At 69.8% G+C, this 23861-nt stretch carries 22 protein-coding genes; 11 read left to right on the top strand and 11 right to left on the bottom strand.

Annotation, left to right across the window (positions count from 1 at the left end; all coding sequences use genetic code 11):
* Positions 1 to 63 precede the first annotated feature (63 nt).
* Positions 64 to 540: a cupin domain-containing protein gene (locus EPY72_RS11395; protein ID WP_134671618.1), complete on the top strand. Its 477-nt coding sequence runs from the start codon at positions 64 to 66 to the stop codon at positions 538 to 540.
* A gap of 81 nt (positions 541 to 621) precedes the next feature.
* On the opposite strand, the gene EPY72_RS11390 is transcribed toward EPY72_RS11395, so the two are convergent.
* Genes EPY72_RS11390 through EPY72_RS11375 form a run of 4 tightly spaced genes read right to left on the bottom strand, consistent with a single transcriptional unit; the run spans position 622 to position 3520 of the window.
* Positions 622 to 1746, bottom strand: a complete 1125-nt coding sequence (locus tag EPY72_RS11390; RefSeq protein ID WP_135806498.1) for a hypothetical protein — start codon at positions 1744 to 1746, stop codon at positions 622 to 624.
* Positions 1747 to 1802: 56 nt separating this feature from the next.
* A complete protein-coding gene (locus EPY72_RS11385; protein WP_135806497.1) occupies positions 1803 to 2111 on the bottom strand; it encodes a hypothetical protein in 309 nt (102 codons plus the stop codon).
* Positions 2068 to 3204 carry an aminopeptidase P family protein gene (locus tag EPY72_RS11380; protein ID WP_135806496.1) on the bottom strand — a complete coding sequence of 379 codons (1137 nt, stop codon included), beginning with the start codon at positions 3202 to 3204 and terminating at the stop codon, positions 2068 to 2070. Before EPY72_RS11380 ends, EPY72_RS11385 begins: the two co-directional genes overlap by 44 nt.
* Before the next feature lie 28 nt (positions 3205 to 3232).
* Complete coding sequence (locus EPY72_RS11375; protein WP_134671622.1) at positions 3233 to 3520, bottom strand: hypothetical protein; 288 nt, start codon at positions 3518 to 3520, stop codon at positions 3233 to 3235.
* Between the two features lie 145 nt (positions 3521 to 3665).
* Here EPY72_RS11375 and EPY72_RS11370 point away from each other — a divergent pair, with 145 nt between their 5' ends.
* Complete coding sequence (locus tag EPY72_RS11370; protein WP_134671623.1) at positions 3666 to 4631, top strand: transcription initiation factor IIB; 966 nt, start codon at positions 3666 to 3668, stop codon at positions 4629 to 4631.
* A 61-nt stretch (positions 4632 to 4692) separates the two neighbouring features.
* Positions 4693 to 4980 (top strand): WNWW family protein, encoded by a 288-nt coding sequence (locus EPY72_RS11365; protein WP_134671624.1) that lies wholly within the window; start codon positions 4693 to 4695, stop codon positions 4978 to 4980.
* On the opposite strand, the gene EPY72_RS11360 is transcribed toward EPY72_RS11365, so the two are convergent.
* Positions 4977 to 5720, bottom strand: coding sequence for a CPBP family intramembrane glutamic endopeptidase (locus EPY72_RS11360; protein WP_134671625.1), 744 nt, complete (start codon positions 5718 to 5720; stop codon positions 4977 to 4979). The genes EPY72_RS11365 and EPY72_RS11360 overlap by 4 nt on opposite strands.
* Before the next feature lie 106 nt (positions 5721 to 5826).
* On the opposite strand from EPY72_RS11360, the gene EPY72_RS11355 reads away from it, so the two are divergent.
* The 4 genes from EPY72_RS11355 to EPY72_RS11340 all read left to right on the top strand — a co-directional run bounded on the left by EPY72_RS11355 (position 5827) and on the right by EPY72_RS11340 (position 8390).
* Positions 5827 to 6084 carry a Sec-independent protein translocase subunit TatA/TatB gene (locus tag EPY72_RS11355; protein WP_134671626.1) on the top strand — a complete coding sequence of 86 codons (258 nt, stop codon included), beginning with the start codon at positions 5827 to 5829 and terminating at the stop codon, positions 6082 to 6084.
* Positions 6085 to 6178: 94 nt separating this feature from the next.
* Positions 6179 to 7606: a Fe-S cluster assembly protein SufB gene (gene sufB / locus EPY72_RS11350; RefSeq protein ID WP_135806495.1), complete on the top strand. Its 1428-nt coding sequence runs from the start codon at positions 6179 to 6181 to the stop codon at positions 7604 to 7606.
* A gap of 147 nt (positions 7607 to 7753) precedes the next feature.
* On the top strand, positions 7754 to 8128 hold the full coding sequence (locus tag EPY72_RS11345) for a DUF7344 domain-containing protein (RefSeq protein WP_134672413.1): 375 nt from the start codon (positions 7754 to 7756) through the stop codon (positions 8126 to 8128).
* A gap of 55 nt (positions 8129 to 8183) precedes the next feature.
* Positions 8184 to 8390 carry a hypothetical protein gene (locus EPY72_RS11340; RefSeq protein ID WP_135806494.1) on the top strand — a complete coding sequence of 69 codons (207 nt, stop codon included), beginning with the start codon at positions 8184 to 8186 and terminating at the stop codon, positions 8388 to 8390.
* Here the strand turns inward: EPY72_RS11340 and ggt are convergent, their stop codons facing one another.
* From ggt to EPY72_RS11325, 3 genes are all read right to left on the bottom strand, one after another.
* Entirely contained in the window at positions 8391 to 10049 is a 1659-nt protein-coding gene (gene ggt, locus EPY72_RS11335) for a gamma-glutamyltransferase (RefSeq protein WP_135806493.1), read from the bottom strand.
* A gap of 67 nt (positions 10050 to 10116) precedes the next feature.
* Positions 10117 to 10704, bottom strand: a complete 588-nt coding sequence (locus tag EPY72_RS11330; RefSeq protein WP_135806492.1) for a class I SAM-dependent methyltransferase — start codon at positions 10702 to 10704, stop codon at positions 10117 to 10119.
* Between the two features lie 38 nt (positions 10705 to 10742).
* A complete protein-coding gene (locus EPY72_RS11325; RefSeq protein ID WP_134672410.1) occupies positions 10743 to 10940 on the bottom strand; it encodes a hypothetical protein in 198 nt (65 codons plus the stop codon).
* Between the two features lie 34 nt (positions 10941 to 10974).
* Here EPY72_RS11325 and EPY72_RS19445 point away from each other — a divergent pair, with 34 nt between their 5' ends.
* Entirely contained in the window at positions 10975 to 11139 is a 165-nt protein-coding gene (locus EPY72_RS19445) for a hypothetical protein (protein WP_168216029.1), read from the top strand.
* Positions 11140 to 11258: 119 nt separating this feature from the next.
* Here EPY72_RS19445 and EPY72_RS19440 read toward each other — a convergent pair whose 3' ends face one another.
* On the bottom strand, positions 11259 to 11402 hold the full coding sequence (locus tag EPY72_RS19440; RefSeq protein WP_167599511.1) for a hypothetical protein: 144 nt from the start codon (positions 11400 to 11402) through the stop codon (positions 11259 to 11261).
* A 180-nt stretch (positions 11403 to 11582) separates the two neighbouring features.
* On the opposite strand from EPY72_RS19440, the gene EPY72_RS11320 reads away from it, so the two are divergent.
* The 3 genes from EPY72_RS11320 to EPY72_RS11310 all read left to right on the top strand — a co-directional run bounded on the left by EPY72_RS11320 (position 11583) and on the right by EPY72_RS11310 (position 17617).
* Positions 11583 to 13484: a DEAD/DEAH box helicase gene (locus EPY72_RS11320; RefSeq protein ID WP_394346147.1), complete on the top strand. Its 1902-nt coding sequence runs from the start codon at positions 11583 to 11585 to the stop codon at positions 13482 to 13484.
* Positions 13485 to 13642: 158 nt separating this feature from the next.
* A complete protein-coding gene (locus EPY72_RS11315) occupies positions 13643 to 17329 on the top strand; it encodes a PKD domain-containing protein (RefSeq protein WP_135806490.1) in 3687 nt (1228 codons plus the stop codon).
* A 45-nt stretch (positions 17330 to 17374) separates the two neighbouring features.
* Positions 17375 to 17617: a hypothetical protein gene (locus EPY72_RS11310; RefSeq protein ID WP_134672407.1), complete on the top strand. Its 243-nt coding sequence runs from the start codon at positions 17375 to 17377 to the stop codon at positions 17615 to 17617.
* A 12-nt stretch (positions 17618 to 17629) separates the two neighbouring features.
* Here the strand turns inward: EPY72_RS11310 and EPY72_RS11305 are convergent, their stop codons facing one another.
* Together EPY72_RS11305 and EPY72_RS11300 are read right to left on the bottom strand one after the other, a co-directional pair.
* A complete protein-coding gene (locus EPY72_RS11305) occupies positions 17630 to 19192 on the bottom strand; it encodes a HEAT repeat domain-containing protein (protein ID WP_135806489.1) in 1563 nt (520 codons plus the stop codon).
* A gap of 49 nt (positions 19193 to 19241) precedes the next feature.
* Positions 19242 to 23771, bottom strand: a complete 4530-nt coding sequence (locus EPY72_RS11300) for a GAF domain-containing protein (protein ID WP_135806488.1) — start codon at positions 23769 to 23771, stop codon at positions 19242 to 19244.
* Positions 23772 to 23861: the final 90 nt, after the last annotated feature.

The following is a 23861-nucleotide window of genomic DNA, read 5'->3' as shown; positions in this document are numbered from 1 at the left end:
GACTCTTCGGGCGCAGGCGCGTCGACCGGACAGTTTTTTCCGAGCGTCGACCAACGAACGCGTATGGAGAAAGTCGCGATCGACGCGGTCGACAACGAGCCCAATCCGATGAACGTCCACCGGATGCGAAAGCCCGTCTCGCGCGCGCTCGGCACCGATCACGTCGCGATGAACTACTTCGAGCTCGACGCCGGCGAGTCGTTTTCGGGCGGGCTCCACCGTCACAACGATCAGGAGGAGGTGTTCTACGTCGAGTCGGGCACCGCGACGTTCGACGTCGGGATCGACCGCGAATCGGTCACCGTCGCGGCCGGCGAGCTGATCCGGTTCCGGCCCGGCGAGTTCCAGAAGGGGTACAACGACGGCGAGGCGACCGTCGAGGGGTGGGCGATCGGCGCGCCCGGCCCGACCCACGACTGGGACGCGCTCCAGTCGCGGGCCTACTGCCCCGAGTGCGAGGCCGAACGGACCCACGACGTCGCGCTCGCGGACGGCGCGTTCGAGCTGACCTGTACCGACTGCGGGACCACGCAGGGCTGATCGGGCCGGCCTCCCTGACGGCGTCCTCGCGGGTGAGCCCTCGGCCGCAGTCCGGACACCCGACGTCCGCGAGGAGCGCTATCAGAACGTGTAGCCGTGTTTCTCGGTGATGTGATACGCGCCCGTGCCCCAGATGTAGTTCTCGCCGGGCCACCACGTCCGGGCGTTGTTGAGCCCGCCGACAAGCACGCCCGCGTCGGGGTTCTCGGGGTCGGGGTGGAAGTTCACAGAGCCGCTGTCGCCGTCCGAGAACCCCGACTCGCGACCCCACTTGATCTGGCCGTTCTTGCAGATGGCGCCGTACGCGCAGGTAAGCCCGTCGACGGCCTGAATCTGTCCGGCGGAGTGGCCGGTCTTCACCCCGATCTTCTGGAGAGGTTCGCCCTCGGCCTTTAGATCGGCGAGCCCGGCCCGGGTGAACTGCCCGAGCACCCGACCCGGCGACACGTCCCGAATTCGGTGGAGGGGCTCGAACTCCTCCTCCGGGGTGGCACAGACCAGATCGGCCTTCGGGAACCCCGCCGAGACCGTCCCGATCCGGGTCCGTTCGCCGTCGAGGAGGTAGAACGGCTCGCCCTGATTGTCCGACCCGCCGAAGACGTGGTTCGCCGTCGCAAAGTACGTCGAGCCGTCCGCGGGGTCCCGCAACGCGGGCGCGAGCGTGCCGAACATCTCGCCGTTGCTCACCGCGACGCTCCCCGGGACGCCCGGGTCGGTCGGCGCGCTCGGGTTCGACAGCTCCTCGGGGTCGGTCTTCCGGCTCCGGGAGTCGACGCGGGTCACCTCCACGGGCACCTGATCGATCGCCTCCGGGACCGCACCCCGGGCCTCCTCGGCGGTGACCTCGACCCGGATGGCGGCGTTCGCGCCGCCGTACTCGCCCGGCTCGACCGCCGAGTTCGCCACGCCCTCCGTGGCGATCGCGCCGAGTCGGTCGTGGGCCGCCAACGCCTCCCGGAAGTCGTCGTACCAGTCGGCCGGGACGGTCTTGTGCCGCGGTCGGAGCTCGCCGTCGTCGCGGGTCAGCCCGTAGACGACCGGTACCTCGTCGTCGTCGGCCGCCAGTACGTCCTCGGTCGTCAGAAACAGCGACGACAGCAGGCCGAACCCGAGCGTCCGTAGCGTGTCCATGAACCGCCGTCGCCCCATCGTCGACACCCGCTCGTCGTGGATTCCCCCCGTTCGTGGTGTGCTCTCTGCGTGCATCCCCCGGTCCCCCAACACCGTACACCGGACGGTCACTTCAAACTGCCTGCCGGGCGTTAGGACGGGAAGCCGATGGTGGCGTCGGTCTCGACCGCGCTCGCGGCGTCGAGGGTACAGACCGCCCCGACCCGGTCGTGGTCGACCGCGACGAGCAGGCGGTCGAACGGGAGTTCGTCCACCACCTCGCCGAGCGGGTCGAGCGCCGCGCGGAGGTCGGCGATGTCGGCGTCGTCGGCGGCGGTCACCACGAGCCGGACCGTCTCGCCCGGAATCGGCTCCTCGCGGATCGACCGGACAGCGTGGCTCACGTACGCCATCGGCTCAGAGCGGTTCCCACGTCCGGGGCGAGTCGTTGAGTCGCTCACAGCCGTCCTCGGTCACGACCACGAGGTCCTCGATCCGGACGCCGAACGCCCCGTCGAGGTAGATCCCCGGCTCGACGCTGAACACCATCCCGGGCTCCAGTTCGGCGTCGTTGCCGTCGACGACGTACGGCGCCTCGTGGACGTCGAGCCCCACGCCGTGGCCGGTGCGGTGGACGAACCGATCGCCGTAGCCCGCCTCCTCGATGACCTCGCGGGCGGCCCGATCGACCGCCTCCGCGGGGACGCCGGGCTCGACGGCTTCGACGGCGGCCCGCTGGGCCGCCCGGACCGTCTCGTGGACCGTCTCGTACTCGGCCGGGGACTCGCCGTCGAACACCACGGTCCGGGTCTGGTCGCCCGGGTAGCCGTCGACGTACGCGCCGAAATCGAGGACCACCGGGTCGCCGCGCCGGATCTCGCGGTCGCCGTGACGGTGGTGGGGCTTGGCGCCGTTCGGCCCGGCGCCGACCACGGTCTCGAAGGCGACGCCGTCGCCGCCCCGATCGGCGAGCATGCGGCCGATCTCGTCGGCGAGCGCCGACTCGGTCATCCCGACCGCCTCGGCGCCCAGTTCTCGGACCGCGACGCTGACCTCGTCGGCGAGGGCGGCGGCCCGCCGGAGGGCGTCGAGTTCGGCCTCGTCTTTCCGGATCCGGAGGTCGTCGAACACCTCACTGGCGAGCCCGAACGTCGCGTCCGGAAGCGCGGCCCGGAGGTCCTGTGTGAACCGCGCCCACATGGTGTCGTCGACCAGCAGGCGACCCCCGCGGAGCCCGAGCTCGTCGGCGATCTCCGCGGTCAGTTCGGCGGGGTCCTCGCCGTCGGCCCACAGCCGGACGTCCGGGACCCACGAGGCGTCCCGGATCTGCTCGTCGTACATCTCGGGCGCGAGGAAGACGGGATCGTCGCCGGGTGTCGCCGGGTCGTCCTCGTCGGCGCTCGGCACGAACAGGAACAGGTGGCGCTCCATCGGCTCCTCGCGGAACCCCGCGGCGTAAAAGAGGTTCGCGCTCGGGAACAGGACGGCCGCGTCGGCGCCGACCGCCGCGAGCCGGCGCTGACAGCGTCGGGTGCGGTCTTCGAAGACGTTCATGGCCGGGCGTTGGTCGGGGCCCGGCTTATCAGTACTGCTCGGCTTCGAGCTCTTCGAGGTGCTGTTCGAGGTCGGGGTACGCCTCGACGTCGACGAAGCCGTACTCGCCGCCGCCGTAGAACGTCTCGGGGAGTTCGCGCTCGACGAGCATCGAGTCGGGGTCGGCCTCGACGTGGTTGACCTTGTCCATCGGGACGACTCGGACGGAGTCGGTGCCGTCGAGACAGACCAGCGCGTCCTCCCGGACGAGGACCGCGTCGAATTCGAGGGGGTCGTACTCGTCTACCGCGTAGACGGTCGGTCGTGACGATGCCATGTGCGTGAGGGCGTCGGGAACACGTATAAATCCCGGGCTCGACCGCCGAGACCAACGGTCCGACGACGCGGCCCCGAGAACCTCGAAACCGGTATCGGAGTCCGCGGAGGGTTTATCTATCAAAGTCGCGTACGGTTATAGACTCATGACGGGGCCCATTCGCCAGCGCGAGCGAGAGCAAGCCGCCGAGACCACCGCGGAGGAGTCGGAGGGGGTCGAAACGTGTCCGGAGTGTGAGTCGAAATCGCTCGTGGCCGACGCCGGGGGGAGCGAGGTCGTCTGCGAGGACTGCGGGCTCGTCGTCGAGGAGAACAACGTCGACCGGGGGCCCGAGTGGCGGGCGTTCAACCACTCCGAACGCCAGGAGAAGTCCCGGGTCGGTGCCCCGACCACCAATACGATGCACGACAAGGGGTTGACGACCACCATCGACTGGAAGGACAAAGACGCCTACGGCCGGTCGATCTCCTCGAAAAAGCGGAGTCAGATGCACCGACTCCGAAAGTGGCAAGAGCGCATCCGCACCAAAGACGCCGGCGAGCGCAACCTCCAGTTCGCCCTGAGCGAACTCAATCGGATGTGCTCGGCGCTCGGCGTTCCCCGGTCGGTTCAGGAGGTCGCGTCGGTGATCTACCGGCGCGCGCTCAAGGAGGACCTGATTCGGGGGCGCTCGATCGAGGGCGTCGCGACCGCCGCGCTGTACGCCGCCTGTCGGAAGGAAGGCATCCCGCGAAGCCTCGAGGAAGTCGCCGAGGTGTCGCGGGTCGAACGCAAGGAGATCGGCCGCACCTATCGGTACATCTCCCAGGAGCTCGCGCTCGGGATGGAGCCGGTCGACCCCAAAAAGTACGTCCCCCGTTTTTGCTCGGAGCTCGAACTGACCGAGGAGGTCGAGAGCAAGGCCAACGAGATCATCGACGTGACCTCCGAGAAGGGCCTGCTCTCGGGCAAATCCCCGACCGGCTACGCCGCCGCCGCCATCTACGCCGCCTCGCTTTTGTGCAACGAGAAAAAGACCCAGCGGGAGGTCGCCGACGTCGCGCAGGTGACCGAGGTCACCATCCGCAATCGGTATCAAGAGCAGATTAAGGCCATCGGACTTTACAACTGAGCGACCGTAGCCACCGTGGGCCCGGCCGTCTCCGACGGGACGGGGTCGACGACACCAAACGATGAACACAGAGACAGACGAGCGATTCGAACGACTGCTTGGCGAAGCCTTCGGGACCGACGCACCGGGCACGCGGGTGGTCGCGCGACAGGCCCGCGATCTGGCGGACTCGGGGCAGTTCCGAGCTGACGCGGGTCGAGAGCTGACCGCGGGCGAGGTCGTCGAGAACCTCGACGACGCGCCCGACGGGCTCTCGCTTCCCGAACGGTGGAACTGGTGGATGGGTGCGCTCGAACTCGCGTACGGCGGCTACGATCGGTTTCGGGTCGTCCGGTGGGCCGGCGCCTAGAGGACGGCGAGTCCGACCCCGCCGGTGGCGGCCACGTACGCGCCGTAGAACTGGACCGCGTTGAACGCGCCGTGAATGAGCGACGGCACAACCAGATTGTCGGTCGCCTCGTAGGCGAACCCGAGGATCGGCGAGAGGACCAGCAGGATGGCGAGGTACGCCAGTTTGCCCTGCCCCTGCAACGAGAAGATGTGGATGCCGGCGAAGATCACGCTCGCCGCGCCGATGGCGAGCGCGGGGCCGAACACCTCCCGGAGCCGGCCCTGCACCACGCCCCGATAGAGCAGTTCCTCGCCGGGACCGATGAACAGGAACGACATCGGGATCAAGAACAGGTAGACCCGGGGGTCCTGCTCGGCGTACTGTTCGACCGTGTTCGACGCCGATTCGACGCCGAGCGACGCGAACACCGCCGAGATGGCGACCAGCCCGCCCAACAGCGCGAGGAGCCCGCCGATCGACCACGCCACGTCCCGTAGCGTCGGGACGCGGGCGCGGACGAACCCGAGTCCGCGGTCGGTGTATCGGAGGTACGCGAGCGCGAACGTGCCGAACGCGACGCCTTGGCCCATGACGGTCGAGAGCCCGAGCAGGAGCGTCGGGCGCTCCATCAGCGGAATACCAGCGACGATCAGCGCCAGCGAGGCGACCGTGACCAGGACCGACGCGAACGCGAAGCCGCCGACCCCGAGGCCGGTCGCCGCCAGAATCGTCCGGCCCTTGGAGGATGCTACGTCCATTCGGCCGGGAGTACGAACCCCACTCACTTGAAGGCCACTCGTACGGTCCGAGCCGGGCGCGACAGGGGAAAAGCCTACAAGTGAGGCCGGAAACGTTGAGGTAGAGATGACGCAACTGATTCCGCTGTTCGGCCCGATTCCCGGCGGGATGGAGATGATGGTGATCCTCCTCATCGCCGTCCTGCTGTTCGGGGCCAACAAGATCCCGAAGCTCGCCCGCTCGACCGGCGAGGCGATGGGCGAGTTCAAGAAGGGCCGCCAGGAGATCGAAGACGAGCTCGACGAGATGAAAGACCCGGACGTCGAACCCGACGCCGACCCGACCGCCACCGACGCCAACGCCAACGTCGAAACGGAATCGTAGTTCCATACGTTTCGCGGCGTTCGTAACTGATTTCGGTTTCTTCGCGCCCGTATTCGGCCACGAAGTTAAGAGGCTTCGGTACGCAGTTACGCGTATGAGTACCGACGAGGAGCTTCAGGAGACCAACACCGAGGAGCGCTTCGAGTTCAAAAAAGAGGAGAGCTCCGCGGTCAAGTCCGGCAAGGGCCTTACCGAAGAGGTCGTGCGGCTGATCAGCGAGGACAAAGACGAGCCCGACTGGATGCTCGACCGGCGCCTGCGCGCGCTCGAGCACTACCAGAACATGCCGTTGCCCACCGACTGGCCCGGCCAGCCCGACCTCACCCAACTCGACATCGAAGAGATCGTCCCCTACATCCGCCCCGACGTCGACAAGCGCGAGGGCGCCGACAGCTGGGACGACCTCCCCGAGGACATCCAGGACACCTTCGAAAAACTCGGCATTCCCGAGGCCGAGCGCAAGGCCCTCTCCGGGGTCGGCGCTCAGTACGAGTCGGAGGTCGTCTACCAGAACATGCAAGAACAGTGGGAGGAGAAAGGCGTCGTGTTCTGCAACATGGACGAGGCCGTCCGCGAACACGAAGAGTTAGTGAAGGAGTACTTCATGACCTCCTGTGTCCCCCCGTCGGACAACAAGTTCGCCGCGCTCCACGGCGCCGTCTGGAGTGGCGGCAGTTTCGTCTACGTCCCCGAGGGCGTCACCGTCGAAATGCCCGTCCAGGCCTACTTCCGCATGAATTCGGAGGGCATGGGCCAGTTCGAACACACCCTCATCATCGCCGAAGAGGGAAGCGAGGTCCACTACATCGAAGGCTGTAGCGCGCCCAAGTACGGCAGTCACAATCTCCACAGCGGCGGCGTCGAGGTCTTCGTGGGCGAGGACGCTCACGTCCAGTACTCGACCGTCCAAAACTGGAGCAAGAACACGTTCAACCTCAACACCAAGCGCGCGCTCGTCGAGAAGGGCGGGCGCATGGAGTGGGTGTCCGGAAGCATGGGGTCGAAGGCGACGATGCTGTACCCGTGTTCGGTGCTGAAGGGCCGAGGCGCGTCGGCGAACCAGATTTCGATCGCGTTCGCGGGCGAGGGCCAGAACATCGACACCGGTGCGAAGGTCTATCACAACGCGCCGCATACGAACTCGACGATCGAGTCGAAATCCATCAGCAAGGACGGCGGGCGCACCAACTACCGAGGGCTGGTCCACATCTCGGAGGGTGCCGAACACTCCTCGACGTCGGTGGAGTGTGATGCTTTGATGTTCGACAACGAGTCGACGTCGGACACGATGCCGTACATGGAGATCGACGAGTCGAAAGTCGACGTGGCCCACGAGGCGACGGTGGGGAAGATCGGCGACGAGGACGTCTTCTACCTCCAGTCTCGAGGGCTCGACGACGACGACGCAAAACAGATGATCGTCTCGGGGTTCATCGAACCAATCACCGAGGAACTCCCGATCGAGTACGCGGTCGAACTCAATCGGCTCATCGAACTCGAAATGGAGGGGAGCCTCGGATAGTCTCCGAGTCGGCCTCGTCGCCCGGTTTCCTCACGCGGTACGAGGACGTTTCGCTTCTTCTACGGCCAGTTACGCGCGTATTTCTCGCTCGGGTGATCGCCGACAGAATGCGATAACCGTTTAGGCGAGAAAGAATTTGAGTCGTGTATGCCAGACGACCCCGCCACCGACGAACCCGAGCAGACCGACGGCGGGGCGGACCTCGAACTCGACGAGATCCTCTCGTTACTGAGCGAGCGTTACCGCCGCCACGCGCTCGCGGTCGTCGACGGCCAGCCCGAGCCGATACCCATCGAACGGCTCACCGATCAGGTCGCCGGCCGAGAGTTCCAGCGGCCGCCCGACGACGTCTCGATGATAACTCGGACCCAGATCGCCACCGCGCTCCACCACAACCACCTCCCGAAGCTCGAGGAGTCGGGCGTGCTCACCTACGACAGCGACGAAGGAGAGGTGACGGCGGTCGCGGTGAGCGGCACGCTCGCGAGCTTCCTCGACAAGATTCGGCGCCACGAGGGGTGAAAAGCGGGGTCGGGACGCCCCAACCCCAAAGTCACTCTCGTCCGTGGGCTACGACATGGGAGATCAGACCCACGACGAGGCGGGACGCTCGTCGGTCGGCCGACTGCTCGCGCTCGCGCTGGCGTTCGGGATCGGATACGCTGTGGGATCCCGGAGCGCCGGCGACGCCGGAACGCGCGACCGCGCCGCGCGGGAACCGACCGAGATCACGATCGACGGGGACGCCGGGGAGCCGGCGGGCGACGAGGAGGCGGGCGTGTAATCAGTAGCCGGACGCGGAGCCGTCTTTTCTCGGTTCGGTCGCGCCCGACAGCGTCTCGCCCTCCCGGCGGGTGATCTGGGCGCCGCCGAACGAGACCGGCGGGAGCACCCGCACGTCGTGGCCCATCCGGGCGAGCTTCGACTGGACGTTGCCGTCCATTCGTCCTTCGACCGCGAGCGAGCCGTCCTCGCGGTAGCGCCACCGGGGCTGGTCGAGCGCGGCCTGCAGGGGCATGTCGTAATCGACGATGTTCGAGATGACCTGAACGTGGCCTTGGGGTTGCATGTACCCGCCCATCACCCCGAACGCGGCCCAGTCGTCGTCTCCGAAGTCGGCGACAGCGGGGATCAGTGTGTGGAAGGGTCGCTTGCCGGGTTCGAGGCTGTTGGGGTGGTCGGGGTCGAGCGAGAACGACGAGCCGCGGTTCTGGAGCGCGATGCCGGTGTCGCCCGCGACCAGCCCGGAGCCGAAGCCCGCAAAGCGGGAGTTGATGTACGAGACCACGTTGCCCTCGTCGTCGGCGACCGTCAACAGGACCGTATCGGCGTCCTCGGCGTTGGCGTTCGGAACCCCGAACGAGACGTCCGAGGCGGTGTCGTCGACGTCGGCCGCGCGCTCGGCGGCGTACGACTTCGATGCGAGCGGCGGGATCTCCTCGTACTCGGGGTCGGTGATGTAGCGGTGGCCGTCGTGGAAGGCCCGCTTGGTCGCCTCCGCGAAGTAGTGGACGCGCTCGGGCGAGTCGATCGGGTGCTCGCCCGCTCCGAGCTCCTCGGCGATGTTGAGCGCCTCTAAGGCGATCAGGCCCTGATTGTTCGGCGGGAGCTCGTAGATCTCCGCGCCGTTGTACGTCGTCGACACCGGATCGAGAAACTCCGGCTCGAAGGCCGCGAGGTCCTCGACGGTCATGAACCCGCCGTGGGACTGTATCTCGTCGGCGATCTGCTCGGCGATCTCGCCCTCGTAGACGACGTCTGCGCCCTCCTCGGCGATCCTGCGCATCGACTCGCCGAGCTTCGGGAGCCGGGCGGTCTCGCCGACGCTCGGGGCCTCCCCGTCGAACAGGTAGGCCTCGCGGGCGTTCTCGTCGGTGAAAAGCTCCTCGGCGCCCTGCCAGTAGGAGGCGATGACCTCCGACACCGGGTACCCCTCGGTGGCGTATCCGATCGCGGGTTCGAGCGCGTCGGCGAGCGTGAGCCGGCCGAGCTCTTGGACGGTCGCCTCCCACCCCCGGGCGGTGCCGGGGACCGTGACCGCGTGGGGGCCGTAGAAGGGCATTCCGGCCTCCTCGGTGTCGTCGACGGCGTAGCCGCCGTCGTCGGGGTAGTACGAGGAGATGTCGTCGGCCTCGCGCAGCGACTCTCGGACGTTCTCGATGGTGGCGTCGGCGGGCGCGCCGCCGCACGAGCGCATCGCGCCCACCTCGCCGTCGGCGGTCCGGTAGAGCGCGAACACGTCGCCGCCGAGGCCGGTGCTGGTGGGTTCGACTACGTTCAGCGCCGCCGCCGTGGCGACGGCGGCGTCGAAGGCGTTGCCGCCCGCCCGGAGGATCTCGACGCCCGCCTCCGCCGCGAGCGGTTGACTCGTCGCGACGAGGCCGTTGGGCGCGTACGTCGTCGATCGTCTGGACACGAATCTGTCGAGATCGGGGTCGGACATGGGTAACGATTAGCGAGACGGGGCTAAAAACGACCGGGAAGGGGCAGAGAACGAGTCGCCGGGCGACTCAGACGCGCCGGAGGACCGCGAGCGACCCCGGAACGTCGGTGTCGTTGGTCTCGAACCGAACCTCACGCAGGTCCCGGACGCGCCACCCGTCGGCGAACGCCTCGCGAACGTCGGCGCCGGCGACGCGGTTCGGCCCCCAGTCGGCGGGCGCTCGCTCGGCGAAAGAGAGGACGTACGCGCGCCCGCCGGCCGGGAGCACGCCCGCGAGGCTATGGGCGTAGGCGTCGCGCTGGACCGGATCGAGCGCGTGGAACAGGCCGCAGTCGAACGCCGCGTCGAAGGGTCCGAGGTCGGGGTCGAGGTCGAGCGCGTCGCCGACCCGGAAGGTCGCGTCGAGGTCGCGCTCGCGGGCCGTGAGACGCGCCCGCTCGACCGCGCGCTCCGAGACGTCCACGCCGACGACCGAGCGCCCGCGCGCGGCGAGATAGCAGGCGTGGGTACCGGCGCCACAGCCCGCGTCCAGGATCCGGCCGTCGAGGGCGCCGGCCTCGACGAGGTCGACGAGCGCCGGTTGCGGGCGGCCGTTCTCCCACGGGGGGTCGCCCTCGTACGCCTCGTCCCACCACGTCGCGGGATCGTCGGTCATGTGTTTTACACGTTCTCCGAGCCACTAAAGCCGGGCGATCACGCGGCGCTCGGTCGGTCTGGCGCGCGGTCGTTGTCGGCGAGGGTGAGGTCGGTCGCGCCGAGCGCGGAGACGCAGACGAGGTTGTCCGCGATAGTGGCATTCGGGACGGTCGCCGAGCCGTGCTCGACCGCGACGCCGGTGGTGTGGCTCTCGGCGCGGCCATCGAGGACGTGGCCGCCGCCGTCGAACGTCACGTCGGCGACGCGGATCTCGACGCACGACTGGGAGATGGCGGTGTCGCCCGCGCCCTCGACGTCGGCGGTCAGCAGGTACGTGCCCGAGTTGGTGATGGTGGTACGGGAGTCGACGGTCAGCTGGGTCGGCGCGGCCGCGTCGGGGCCGGAGACCGAGAGGGCGTGTCCTAACGACGACCCCGCCGAGGCCGAACGGTGAGTCGGGGTTAGCGCGGGGTACGGGAGCGTCTCGGCCGCAGGACGCGAGCGGGGACGACGGGTCGGTGCGAGCGACCGGTGTTAAAGGAACTCTCGAGCGCGGTCGCCGAGCGAGCCCGCTCACCGGCCGTCGGTGCGACACGACTCGCAGACGGCGACCGACGCGGAGATCTGGTCGTTGCCGGCCGCGACTTCGACGACGGTTATCGGCACCCACTCTCGGCAGTACGCACACCGCTCGATGGCCGCAGTTCCCGTTTCCATACTGGCTCACTCAAACTCGGGGTATTCAAATGTTACCCTGACTGTCAGCTAGTATATATAAGCCTTGTGGCCTCGTGTCGGCGAGGCAACGGGCGGGTCCCCGCGACGGTTCGGAAGCTGAGACGGCCGGCGACGGCCAGAGCGCAAGCCGTTTGTCCGTGCCGGCCCTACCGCGTGCCAGTGACCGACACCGGAGACGAGGCCGGCGGCGAAGTCGCCGACGGGGACGAGAGCGCGGTGGACGATGCCGAGGGCGAGCGCGCCGAGGCGGTCGACGTCTCGGCGTTCCACGACGCCGTCGAGGAGTTCGGACGCCCGGTCGTGACCGCCGAGGAGGTCGCGCGGGCGCTCGATCGCACGCAGGCCGAGACCGCCGAGGAACTGGCTGGGCTGGCGGGCGAGGAGGGCGTCGAACGCCTCGACGTCTCGACCGACCCGGTGGTCTGGTATCCGACCGACTGGGGGGCGGTCGCCGACCGCGAGCGCGTGGTGGTGTTTCCGAAGCGCCGCGAGCTGGTGGTCGACCAGCCGACCCAGTTCACCCGGGCCCAGCTCTCGCAGTTCGCTCACCTCGTCGAGACGACCCGCGAGGGCGGGTACCTCTATCGAATCCGACAGGAAGACGTCTGGGCCGCCCCGTACGACGACCTCGACGCTCTGCTCGGGACCGTCCGGGACGTGGTTCCCGAGCGGTCGGCCCACCTCGAAGACTGGATCGAGAGCCAGTGGAAGCGCGCCCGCCAGTTCGTCCTGACGACCCACGAGGACGGCTACGTCGTCCTCGAAGCCGCAAGCGAGGACCTGATGGGCAACGTCGCACGCCAGAAGCTCGACGAGGGCCAGCTCCGGGCGCCGATCTCGGACACCGAGAGCTGGGTCGCCGAGGGGGCGGTCGCCGAGATCAAGCGCGTCCTCTACGAGGCGGGCTACCCCGTGCAGGACGAGCGGGACCTCGAAACCGGCGAGCCCCTCGACGTGGCGCTGACTCTCGATCTCCGGCCGTACCAGCGCGAGTGGGTCACCGAGTTCGTCGAGACCAAATCGGGCGTGCTGGTCGGGCCGCCCGGGTCGGGCAAGACCGTCGCGGCGATGGGCGTGCTCGAAGCGGTGGGCGGCGAGACGCTGATCCTGGTCCCCAGCCGGGAGCTCGCCACCCAGTGGCGCGAGGAACTGCTCGCACACACCACCCTCGACGAGAGCCAGATCGGGGAGTACCACGGCGGCACCAAGCAGGTCCGGCCCGTCACGATCGCCACCTACCAGACCGCGGGGATGGATCGGCACCGCCAGCTGTTCGACAAGCGCGAGTGGGGGCTGATCGTGTACGACGAGTGCCAGCACATCCCCTCGAACGTGTTCCGGCGCTCGGCGGACCTCCAGAGCAAACACCGGCTCGGGCTCAGCGCCACGCCCGTCCGGGAGGACGACCGCGAGGAGGAGATTTTCACCCTCGTCGGTCCGCCGATCGGCACCGACTGGGACGCGCTGTTCGAGGCGGGCTACGTTCAGGAGCCGGAGGTCCAGATCAGATACGTCCCGTGGGACGACGAGACCTACCGGAACGAGTACGGAACCGCCCACGGCCACGAGCGCCGCCGGGTCGCGGCGAGCAACCCCGCGAAGCTCGACGAGATCCGCCACCTGCTCGCCCAACACCCCACCTCGAAGGCGCTGATCTTCGTGGAGTACCTCGACCACGGGACGGCGATCGCCGAGGCGCTCGACCTCCCGTTCATCAGCGGCGAGATGCGCCACGCCCGCCGGGAGCTGTTGTTACAGGAGTTCCGGACGGGAGAGCGCGACGCGCTGGTGGTCTCGCGGGTCGGCGACGAGGGGATCGACCTGCCCGACGCCGAACTGGCGATCGTGGCCTCGGGGCTCGGCGGGTCGCGCCGGCAGGGCTCCCAGCGGGCCGGCCGGACGATGCGCCCGACCGGCAACGCCCGGCTGTACGTGCTCGCGACGCTGGGCACCACCGAGGAGGAGTTCGCGCGCCAGCAGATGTCTCACCTGTCCTCGAAGGGGGTCCGGGTGACCGAGCGCGACGCCGAAGCGGTCGACGAGCGCGACCGGACCGAGTAGCCCGCTGGCCACCCCCGACCGTACGGTGCGGTTACCGAGCCGGTACGCGCGGCGTTCGATCAGTTCTTGCAGGAGCTACTCGCGCGTAGCCGATGCCAAATTCTCCGACAGCAAGTCCATAACAAAGGGAAACAGCGGAATACGGTCGGTATCATCGCATGCGCGTAGATAAGATAGCGAGCGTCGCACTGACACTGCTGGTCGTCGCGTCCGTCCTCCCGACGGGCATGGTCGGAACCGCGGGCGCACAGGAGGCTTCGAACCGGTACGTGATCACACAGGGCGACGAGTGCTGGGAAGTGACACCGTTCGAACCGGGCGATCAGAACCCCGAGTACCCCGAGGAGACGATCCGACCGCACGTCGAGATCGTCGACGAGACCGAGGAGTTCGGCTACGTGCCGAACCGAAGCTGGGACGGCTCGCCGACGATCGAGTCCGTGATGGACTACCGGTACCGGGATCCCGAGGGCAACGTGAGCGACAACGGTCAGGCGTGGGGCCAGATACCCCACTACGCGCCGTGGCTCTCCGAGCCCTACTGGAAGGAGCCGTGGGCGTACGGCACCTACGGACTGTGGAACTGGTCGACGAACCAGGAGAGCCACATGTTCTTCTACGACGGCCCGGAGGGCGACAGCCTCGTCGTCCGCCACGACAAACTCTACGACGACACCGGGATCGGATCCCACGGCCCGTACAACGGGGAGCACTTCCATAGCACTCGCGAGGGGTTCATGAGCCCCCAGCCGGGCGGCGGGGCGGTGTCGTTCGTCTTCCGCGACCTGCCCGCGGGCGAGTGGGCGTACATGGACGACCTCTACCCCGAGGACATGGACGCGCTCTACTACGACTCGGGCGAGTTCGACTACGACGAGGACCGCCACACCCGCTACGGCCACCGCGACAACAACTACGGAGCCGTCCCGATCGAGAGCTACGACGGCAACAGCGACTTCACCGCCCACTGGCGGTGGGGCGACCACGGAACGGACGGCGGCGCGTACCGCGGGCTACAGAACCTCGGATACGGCGAGAGCATCACCATCGAACCGTACTTCAACGAGGAGTCGTACCACTGGAGCAACTACTGGTGGCGCTACGACGAGCAAAACGACACCGTCACCGACTGGGTCGTCCGGCGGAAAGGCGACGACAACGTCCGCCTCGACATGGACGAACCGGTCACCATCACCCGCGGGGGCGAGTGTACGAACGCGGACCTGAGCGCCGACTACGACGACCCGGAGGTCGGCGGGCCAGTCACGTTCGACGCGGGCACGGACGCCGCCGAGTTCTACTGGGACCTCGACGGCGACGGCGAGTACGAGCGAAACCGGACCGACCGAACGATAACCCACCGATACGACGCGAACCGGACGGGCGAACGGACCGTCGAGGTGCTGGCAGAGTCCGCGGAGGGCACCGAGAGCACCGACTCGATACCGATCACCGTCCGACCCGCCGAACCGCCGACCGCGGCGATGAGCGTGGCGTCCGGAGACGTCGGCCTCCCCGACTACCACGTCGAGGGCGAACGGCTGGTGTTCGACGCGAGCAACAGCACCGACAACGGCCGCATCGACCAGAGCTCGGTGACCTGGACCTTCGGCGACGACAACTCGACGGTGACCGGCGAGACGCGCACCGCCCATCGGTTCGACCAGAACGGGAGCTACGAGGTGTCGCTGACGGTCGCCGACCGCGGCGGACGCGAGGCCACCGTCGAGCGGACCGTCGAGATCGAGGCGCCCGACACCGCGGACCCCGAGGCGTCGCTCGACGCCTCGCCGACCGCGTTCGAGGCGGATACGACGGTCGAGTTCGACGCGAGCGCCAGCGACGACAACCGCGGCATCGCCGAGTACCGGTGGGACCTCGACGGCGACGGCGAGTACGAGAACGCCACCAGCGACCCCGTGACGAGCGCCGTCCCGCCGTACCGCGCGAACGGCACCTACGAGGCCGCCGTCGCGGTCGAAGACGGCAACGGAAACACCGACAACGCGACGGTCGCGCTCGACGTGACGCCGGCCGAGGCCCCCGCGATCGGGAACGTGACCGCCGACGGCGACGCGCCCGCCGCGGCGACGATCACGGCGGGCGACGTGGTGGACCTCTACGCCAACGCCACCGACAACGTCGGGATCACCGAGTACGCGTGGGACCTCGACGGCGACGGCGAGTACGAGCGGACCACCGCCGGCGCGACGCTCTCGCGGGAGTTCGACGCCGGGACGTACGACGGGAGCGTCCGGGCGAGCGACGCCGCGGGCCACGCCGCCACCCGCGGGTTCTCGTTCACCGTCGACCCCGGTCCGGACGCCGAACTGGCGGTCAACGCGAGCGAGGTGAACGCCACCGACCCGCTCCGGTTCGACGCGAACGGCTCGACCGCGCCCTCGAACGTGACCGAGTACCGGTGGGACTTCGACGGCGACGGCGACCCCGAGCGGACGACGGGCGCGGGCGAGGACGCCGTGATCCACCGCTACGACGCGAGCGGGACCTACACCGCAACGGTCACCATCGGGACCGAGCGCGGGAACGCCAACGAGGCCGCGGTCGAGGTCACCGTGAACGAGGGCGAGCGCGCCATCGACGACGAGGACGACGGCGGCTCGACGGGCGGCTCCATCGGCGGCGGTGGCGGCGGTGGCGGCGGTGGCGGCGGTGGCGGTTCGGCGAGCCCGCCGGCGGTCGTGACCCAGATAGAGCGCGCCGGGGCGAACGCGACGCTGGTCGACGTCAGAAACGGCCGCGCCGACGAGACGGTGTCGGCCGATCTGCGCGAGACCGGCGTCGCGAACGCGACCGGCGTCCGTTTCGACCGCCTCGACGTGAACCTCGACAGCGACGACGCCCACGTCGCCTTCGAGGCGGTCGCGAGCGCCAAAGCGCCGGGCGAAGCGCCGGCGCCGACCGCGAGCGACCGGACGCTCGCGTCCCTCGACGTGAGCGCGAAGTACCTCGAAGGCGGCGTCGAGAACGCGACCGTGTCCTTTGGGGTCGAGCGCGCCGCGCTGGGCGAACTGCGCGGCGCCGCCGACGTGTCGGTGTACGGCTACGACGGCGCGTGGGAGCGCCTCGACGCGACGATGGTCGAGGAGACCGACGGCGGCTACCGCTTCGAAGCGACGACCGACGGGCTGGGCGCGATCGCGGTCGGCGCCGACCGGACCGTCGAAGTAGCCGACGCCGCGCTCGCCGAGACCGCGGTCGGCCCCGAGGGCGCGGTCGAAGCGACCGCGACCCTCCGGAATCCGGGCGCGTCCGACCGGACCGTCCCCGTCAGCCTCGCGCTCGACGGCGAGACGGTCGCGACCGAGCGCGTCTCGGTGCCCGCCGGCGAGCGGACGGAGGTGACCCTGCGTGCCGACGACGTCGAGCCCGGCACTTACGAGGCGACCCTCGGCGGCGACGAACTCGGCGACCTGACCGTCGAGGAGGGCGCGACCGGCCCGTCCGACGTCTCGGTCGTCGATCTCTCGCTGTCGTCGTCGAGCATCGAGGCGGGCGAGACCGTCGCGGTCACCGCCACGGTCGAGAACGCCGGCGGCGAGCCCGGCACCGTCGATCTCACCCTGTCGATGTTCGGCGAGGACCTCGAAACCGAGACCGTCGAGGTGCCCGGCGGCGAGCGACGTGAGGTCACCTTCGAACAGCGCGTCGACGCCGGCGGAACCTACACCGTCGGCGTCAACGACGAGACCGCGCGCCTCGAAGTGACCGGCGAGGACGACTCGGACGCGGACGGCCAGACGCCGAGCGTGCCCGGATTCGGCGTCGGGACCGCGGCGGTCGCGTTGCTCGCGGCGGCGCTGCTCGCGCGACGAGCCAAGTAACGCCCCCGCGACATTGAAACAGCTCGCGCCCCAACTACCCCACGAATGCACTCGAACGACCCCGACGAACCCGCTTGCCCGGTCTGTGGCGAGCCGTACGACGAGCGGCTCCTCGTCGAACGGGGCGACCGGTGGGCCGACGTCTTCGGCGGCCAGCCGCTGTCGTTCCTGAAACGCTACCGGCGGCGGTGCGCGAGCAGGCAGGACGTCGAGCGCGAGACAGCGACCGGGGAGGGCGAGCGCGTCGTGTACTTTCACAACGACGGCGCCCCGGCGGGCGCCCGGTAGTCCGACAGCGGCTCACCGCCCCGCCCAGTCGAACTCCGACGCGAGGAGTTCGACGTCCCGTCGGAAGTCCGCCGCGGTCTCGAACCGCGCGCGCTTGTCGGCCGCGAGCGCCCGCGCCACCAGATCGTCGACCGCCGCGGGGACGCCGGGAACGTGGTCGGTGACCGGCGGCGGCTCCGCGACGGGCGAGTCGCGGACGATCTCGCCGGCGGCGTCGACGAACGGGGGCCGACCGGCGAACAGCGCGTACGCGAGCGCGCCCAACTGGTAGACGTCGGTGGCCTGATCGGGGCGGCCGAACGCCTCGGGGTCGAAGTGCTCGGGCGCGGCGAACGCGGGCGGGACCGGCGGGGAGGCGACCGCGGCGAGGGGCTCGCCCAGCCCCCAGTCGCCGACCTTCGGCGCCGGCCACGCTCCGAGCACCGTCGAGAGCCCGACCGCACCGGGCCGAAGCGCGCCGTGGACGACTCCCCGAGAGTGGGCGTGAGAGACCGCCCGCGAGAGGCAGTGGACCGTCCAGAGCGCCCGCTCGAAGCCGACGGAGCCGACCGCATCTCGGAGCGTGCCCGCGTCCATGAACTCGGTCGCGATCCACGGCCGGGGCCGGTCGCCGCGGGCGAGGACCGGCGCGACGTGGTCGTGGTCGTCGATGCGGTCCCACGCCCGGAACGCCTCCGCGACCCGGTCGGCGTCGACGCCCGCCTCCGATCGGGCCGTCCGGAGCGAGACGACGACGGGCCGGTCGTCCGCGCCCGCGGCCGGCGCTCGCGCCTTCCGAGCGGTCGTCACGGGGTCGCCGCCCCGGTCGGCGAGCCGATCGAACCCCCGGAAATCGGCGTCGATCGGCGGCGGCGAGGGGATCGCCTCGGGCGGGCCGGTCTCGTCGGGCGAGTCGCGGGCGTCGGAATCGACCGCCGATTCGTCGTCCGCCGCGGCGTCGGTCCGGACCCGGATCGACCCGGTCGCGCCGCCCTCGTCGGTCACCGCGACCACGCCCGCGTCGTCGGGCAGGAGATCCGCGATCTCCCCGCCGGCCTCGACGGTCTCCGGGAAGCCGTCCTCGTCGAGTTGGCCCACGAGCCGTCGGAGCGCCTCGGCGGCGTACTGCCGGACGAGCCCGTCACCGTCCCGGACGAGGTCGGCGAGCCGCGACAGCGCGGGCTCGGCGGCGTGGGGGTACTCGGCGGCCACGGCCGAGAGCGCGAGGACGTTGTTCTCCCGGACGAGCGGGTCGTCGTCGGTCAGCGCGCGCGCGAGCGCCTCGGCCGCGGGGCGGCCGCGCTCGGGGCGGCGGTCGGCGACGATCGCCAGCGCCCACGAGGCCCCGCGCCGGACCCACTGGTCGTCGTCGTCGAGAAGCGGAGCGAGCCGCGACTCGACCGGGAGCCGGACCGATCGGTCGGGATCGGACGCGAGCTCGGCGAGTCCCCACACCGCCTCGGCCCGGACCTCGGGGTCGTCGCTGTCGAGGCGCGAGGCCAAGGCGTCGGCGTCGTCGTCGGCCCCGCTCCAGCGCTCGCGGGCCGCCTCCCGGAGCCGTCGGATCCGCTCGCGCTCGTCGGTCTCCTCGGCCATCGTCGGACGGGAGGTGACCCGGACACAACAAAAGTGTTCCTTCGGCGCCCTACTCGTCGAGGAGCGCCGCCAGCAGTTTGCGCTCGCCGACCCGGAGGTGCTGGTGGAACGTCGGCGCCGAGACCCCGAGCGACTCGGCGACCTCCTCGCCGGTGCTCTCGCGGGGCCACTCGAAGAAGCCGGCGTAGAACGCCGCCTCCAGCGCCGAGCGCTGGCGGTCGGTCAGATCGTCCTCGATCGCGGCCCGGAACTCCTGGACGGTGCGGTCGGGACGCTTGCGCTCGCGCTGGGCGACCACCTCCGCGCCGGGGATCCGGTCGGTGATCGACTCGATGGCCGCCCGCACGTCGGCGTTCATCGGGAGCTCGACCACGCTCCGGCCGCCGTCGGCGGTGAACCGCGACTCCCGGAGGGTCCCGCCGTGATCGAGCAGGGTCGAGAGCAACGACGGCCCCGTGTACACGAGCTCGAACAGGTGGCCGTCGTCGTGTTCGTTGACGAGACGGGCGCGCTCGATGTCGGGGTCTGGCTCGGCGCGCTCGCGGAGTCGGTCGGGGTCGATGCCGTCGACGGTCACGAAGTGGACGAACGACCCGTCGGTGTTGATCGTCACGCCTTCGAGGGTGAATGTGCAGTCTTCCTCGCGGGCCGCCCGCGAGAAGAACCCCTCGCCGTCGGTGACGTCGAACTCGACCTCGACCACGTCGTCGGCCAGCAGGGCGCGCTTGTTCTCGACCGCGTTGATGGCGTGGCCGATGGTCTCGCCGAGCTCGGAGAGGACCGCGGTCTCGCGGTCGTTGAGCGCGTTCGCCCGGTCGGCGTAGACACAGAGGACCCCGTAGGTGGTGTCGCGGTACCGGAGCGGGATCGCCGCCATCGACCGGAAGCCCCGCGCGAGCGCCGGCTCGCGCCACGGTTCGAACACCGCCGAGTCCGCGATGGACTCGATCACCTGCGTCTCGCCGGTCCGGACCGCCCGCCCCGCGGGACCGGTCCCGTGGTCGTCGTGGTCGACCGGGACGGTCACCGCGTCGAGGTAGCCGTCCGCGGGCCCCGTCGAAGCGGTCGGTTCGATCCGGTTGCCGACGATGGTGGTGCCGGTCCACGCGAACCGGTAGTGGTCGGAGTCGGCGAGCCGGTCGCAGACCGCCTGCTCGATCTCCTCGCGGGTGCCCGCCCGGACCAGAAGCTGGTCGATGTCCCTGATGACCTCGTTGATGCGGTCGAGTTCGGCGAGCTGTTCGCGCTGGTCGGCGAGCTCGGCCTCGTGTTCGGCGCGGTTGAGCGCGACCTCGGCGTTGGCCGCGAGCACCTTCGTGAGGTCGATCTCGTAGTCGTCGAACGCCCCGGGCGTCGTCGACACGATGGTGAGCACTCCCCAGTCGCCGAGCGGAAACGCCGCGAACGCCCGGACTCCCGACGCGCCGTCGTCGTGGGCGCGCGGGTCGTCGTAGGCGTTGTCGAAGTGCTCGGGCTCGCCCGACTCGAAGACGCTACCGACGATCCCCTCCCCGGGCGCGAAGTCCGGCGTCTCGCCGATCTCGGCGGTCGTCTCGGGCGGAACGATGTAGGGTTCGAGCACCCCGGCGTCGTCGTTCCACCGGAGCACCGTCGTGTGGGGGATGTCGAGCACCTCGGCGGCGGTCTCGACCGCGGTCTCGGCGATCTCGCGCTGGCTCTGGGCCGCCATCAGCCGCCGGCTCGCGCCGTGGAGCGCGTCGAGCATCTCCTCGCGCTCGGTGCGTTCGGTCACGTCGTAGTAGAGCTCGACCCGACCGCCGGCGTACAGCCCCGACTCGATGGGGCGGCTCCGGTGCTGGAGGTACCGCTCGGCCCGGCCCTCGGCGGGCGTGACCCGACAGGAGAACTGTTCGACGCCGGTGTTGTCCTCGTACGTCCCGACCACCGTCTCGGCGAAGTGCGCCGAGTCCTCGACCGTCGGGGCGATGCGCTCGTCGACGAGCGTCTCCTTGTCGCGGCCGAGCAGGTCCTCCCGGTCGACGCCGAAGTACTCCTCGACCGTCGCGTTCGCCCACGCCACGTCGAACTCCTCGTCGAGGACGAAGATACCCACGTCGGTGTTGTCGAGCACGTCCTCGGTCATCGACCGGTGGCGGCGCTCGCGTTCCTTGCGCTCGGTGATGTCGGTGTAGATGACGTAGTTGCCGGGGCTCCCCGAGACCTCCGCGTTGCGCAACAGGAAATCGCGGATCCCGTCGGCGGCCTCCCGGCGCACCTCGGCGTCGACGCGCTCGCCGGCCCGCACCTGCTCGTTGAGCCGCTCGGCCGCCCCGCGTTCGCCGTCGGGGGTGATGAGGTCGTCGAGCGACCGGCCGACCGCCCGGTCGGCGTCGTAGCCGAACACCGCCTCGAACGCCTCGTTGACCGACCGGACGATGGGTTCGCCGTCCCGGAACTCGTAGTCTGCGATCGGTTCGGGGACGTTCTCGAACAGCGCGGCGAACCGGTCGCGCTCGGCCCGGAGCGCCGACTTCGACTCGACCCGGACCAGCGCCTGGACCGCGTGTGAAAGGAGCAGTTCGGCCAGCCGGGCGTCCTCGCCGTCGAACTCCCCGACCGACCGCGAGGCCGCCTGAAACACCCCGCGGTCGCCGACCGGGACGCTCAGGAACGACCGGTACTTCTCGTCGAGCACCTCGGGGCCGTCGGGGCTCTGGGCGTCGTCGACGACGTAGGTCTCGCCGGTCTGGTAGGTCTTGCCGGCGAGCCCCGCGTCGGTCCGGAGGTCGGGGTAGTCGTCGGTTTCGAGCTCCGAGGACGTCGCCCTCGCGACGAACCACCCGTTCTCGTCGACGTCGATGCTACAGCTGTCGAACTTCAGGATCTCCTCGGCGGCGTCGACGGTGCGCTGGTAGATCTCGTCGGGCGACTCGGAGCTTTCGAGCCTGACCGCGACGTGGTGGAGCCGCTCGATCTTCTCTTTCTCGCGCGAGAGGTCTCGCTCCAGTTGCTTGCGGTCGGTGATGTCGGTGTAGATGAGATAGCCCGCGTTGTCCTCGCCGGGCATGTCGGCGTTTCGCAACAGGAAGTCCCGGTAGCCCTCGGCGGTCTCCCGGCGCACCTCGGCGTTGATCTGCTCGCCGGCCTTGACCTTCTGAATGTGGTGTTCGGCCTCCGCGCGGGCCTCTTCGGGGACGATCAGCTCCTCGGCCGCCTCGCCGACCGCCTCCTCGGCGTCGTAGCCGAACACCGCCTCGAAGGCCGGATTGACCGCCTCGATGAGACAACGGCCGTCGCGGATCTGGTAGTCGACGGTCGGTTCGGGGATGTGCTCGAACAGCGCGGCGAACCGGTCGCGCTCGGCGGCCAGCGCGCGCTCAGACCGGATGCGCGCGAGCGCCTCGCGCATGTGAGCCACCAGCAGTTCGGCGAGCTCGCGGTCGCTCTCGTCGAAGGAGTCGGACTCCTTCGAGACCGCCTGAAACACGCCGGTCTCGCCGATGGGAACGGTCAGCGCCGACCGGTAGCCGGTCGCGGCCGGGTCGACCCCGGCCTCGCGGAGGTCGCCGGTCCGGATCGTCTCGTCGGCCCGGAGCGCCCGCGCCGCGAGCTTGTCGTCGGCGTCGATCGGGGTGGTCGTGTAGTAGCCGTCGGAAGGTATCCCTTTCGAGACGGCCCGCGGGACGAGCACGTCGTCTTCGACTATATCGACCGCCGCGATGTCGAATTCGAGCAGTTGCTCTGCGGTCTCGACCGCGAGCCGACACACCTCGTCGGCGGTGTCGCAGGCTTCGAGCATCACCGCCACGTCGTGGAGGTCGCGGGTCTTGCGCCGCTCCTCGCCGAGGCGCTCTTCGAGGCGCTTTCGCTCGCTGACTTCCCTCACGATACACGAGTAGTAGCGCCGGCCGTCCCGGACCGACTCGGTGACCGAGACCACGAGCGGGATCTCCTCGCCCTCGCGGTCCCGTCCCGGGAGCTCGACGTACTCGCACTCGGCGGTCGCGTCGGCCTCGCGCAGTTCCGCGATCGCCGCCCTGACCGACCCGCGGACCCGCTCGGCGAGCAGGCGGCCCACCGAGTCGCCGACCAGCTCGGCGGGGTCGTAGCCGAACACCCGTTCGGTCGCCGCGTTGGCGAACAGGATCGTGCAGTCGTCGTCCAGCGTGAGCATCGCGTCGGGCGAGCACTCGACCAGCGTGCCGAACCGGTCGGCGAGCAGGTCGCGAGACCGCTCGGTCTCGCGGCGATCGAGCACGCGCGCGACACGGCGAGCGAGCCGAGCCGGGCGGTCGTCGGACGGCCGGGCGGAGACGAACTCGACGCCGTCGGGCGCGTCGGCCACCGAGTCGGCCACGAGGACGCGCCCGACCGCCGGGAACAGCTCGCCGACGGTTTCGAGCAGGGTGATGCCGTCGGTCTCGGGGAGGTCGGGCCCCGCGATCACGCAGTCGAACCGCTCGGCGTCGAGACGGCCCAGCGCGTCGGTCGCCCGCGACTCGGTTTCGAGCGTGAACGACGGGGCGTCCGCGACGCCGTCTCCGTCGCCGGCGTCGACGTACAGTACGCGACGCAGGTCCCCGTCGTGAGGGCCGCGTTCTACCGACTGCGGGAGCATGTTAGTCGTGACAGATCCGCCACGGTTGTAACGGTTTCGTCTGCACCGGGGCGACCGGCTCTTGTGCAAACGTTAAGGCCCGCCGGCGTC

Origin of the sequence: Halorussus marinus, from assembly GCF_004765795.1 — an archaeon.
GTDB lineage: Archaea > Halobacteriota > Halobacteria > Halobacteriales > Haladaptataceae > Halorussus > Halorussus marinus.
The sequence above is the reverse complement of the archived record's forward strand: the minus strand, read 5'-3'. Positions and strand labels throughout refer to the sequence as shown.

What these genes read in the sequence shown, in the direction of transcription:
- EPY72_RS11395 (WP_134671618.1), top strand. Translation starts at nt 64, where the DNA reads ATGGAGAAAGTCGCGATCGACGCGGTCGACAACGAGCCCAATCCGATG.
- EPY72_RS11390 (WP_135806498.1), bottom strand. Translation starts at nt 1,746, where the DNA reads ATGCACGCAGAGAGCACACCACGAACGGGGGGAATCCACGACGAGCGG.
- EPY72_RS11380 (WP_135806496.1), bottom strand. Translation starts at nt 3,204, where the DNA reads ATGAACGTCTTCGAAGACCGCACCCGACGCTGTCAGCGCCGGCTCGCG.
- EPY72_RS11375 (WP_134671622.1), bottom strand. Translation starts at nt 3,520, where the DNA reads ATGGCATCGTCACGACCGACCGTCTACGCGGTAGACGAGTACGACCCC.
- EPY72_RS11370 (WP_134671623.1), top strand. Translation starts at nt 3,666, where the DNA reads ATGACGGGGCCCATTCGCCAGCGCGAGCGAGAGCAAGCCGCCGAGACC.
- EPY72_RS11365 (WP_134671624.1), top strand. Translation starts at nt 4,693, where the DNA reads ATGAACACAGAGACAGACGAGCGATTCGAACGACTGCTTGGCGAAGCC.
- EPY72_RS11360 (WP_134671625.1), bottom strand. Translation starts at nt 5,720, where the DNA reads ATGGACGTAGCATCCTCCAAGGGCCGGACGATTCTGGCGGCGACCGGC.
- EPY72_RS11355 (WP_134671626.1), top strand. Translation starts at nt 5,827, where the DNA reads ATGACGCAACTGATTCCGCTGTTCGGCCCGATTCCCGGCGGGATGGAG.
- sufB (WP_135806495.1), top strand. Translation starts at nt 6,179, where the DNA reads ATGAGTACCGACGAGGAGCTTCAGGAGACCAACACCGAGGAGCGCTTC.
- EPY72_RS11345 (WP_134672413.1), top strand. Translation starts at nt 7,754, where the DNA reads ATGCCAGACGACCCCGCCACCGACGAACCCGAGCAGACCGACGGCGGG.
- EPY72_RS11340 (WP_135806494.1), top strand. Translation starts at nt 8,184, where the DNA reads ATGGGAGATCAGACCCACGACGAGGCGGGACGCTCGTCGGTCGGCCGA.
- ggt (WP_135806493.1), bottom strand. Translation starts at nt 10,049, where the DNA reads ATGTCCGACCCCGATCTCGACAGATTCGTGTCCAGACGATCGACGACG.
- EPY72_RS11330 (WP_135806492.1), bottom strand. Translation starts at nt 10,704, where the DNA reads ATGACCGACGATCCCGCGACGTGGTGGGACGAGGCGTACGAGGGCGAC.
- EPY72_RS19445 (WP_168216029.1), top strand. Translation starts at nt 10,975, where the DNA reads ATGGCGGTGTCGCCCGCGCCCTCGACGTCGGCGGTCAGCAGGTACGTG.
- EPY72_RS19440 (WP_167599511.1), bottom strand. Translation starts at nt 11,402, where the DNA reads ATGGAAACGGGAACTGCGGCCATCGAGCGGTGTGCGTACTGCCGAGAG.
- EPY72_RS11315 (WP_135806490.1), top strand. Translation starts at nt 13,643, where the DNA reads ATGCGCGTAGATAAGATAGCGAGCGTCGCACTGACACTGCTGGTCGTC.
- EPY72_RS11310 (WP_134672407.1), top strand. Translation starts at nt 17,375, where the DNA reads ATGCACTCGAACGACCCCGACGAACCCGCTTGCCCGGTCTGTGGCGAG.
- EPY72_RS11305 (WP_135806489.1), bottom strand. Translation starts at nt 19,192, where the DNA reads ATGGCCGAGGAGACCGACGAGCGCGAGCGGATCCGACGGCTCCGGGAG.
- EPY72_RS11300 (WP_135806488.1), bottom strand. Translation starts at nt 23,771, where the DNA reads ATGCTCCCGCAGTCGGTAGAACGCGGCCCTCACGACGGGGACCTGCGT.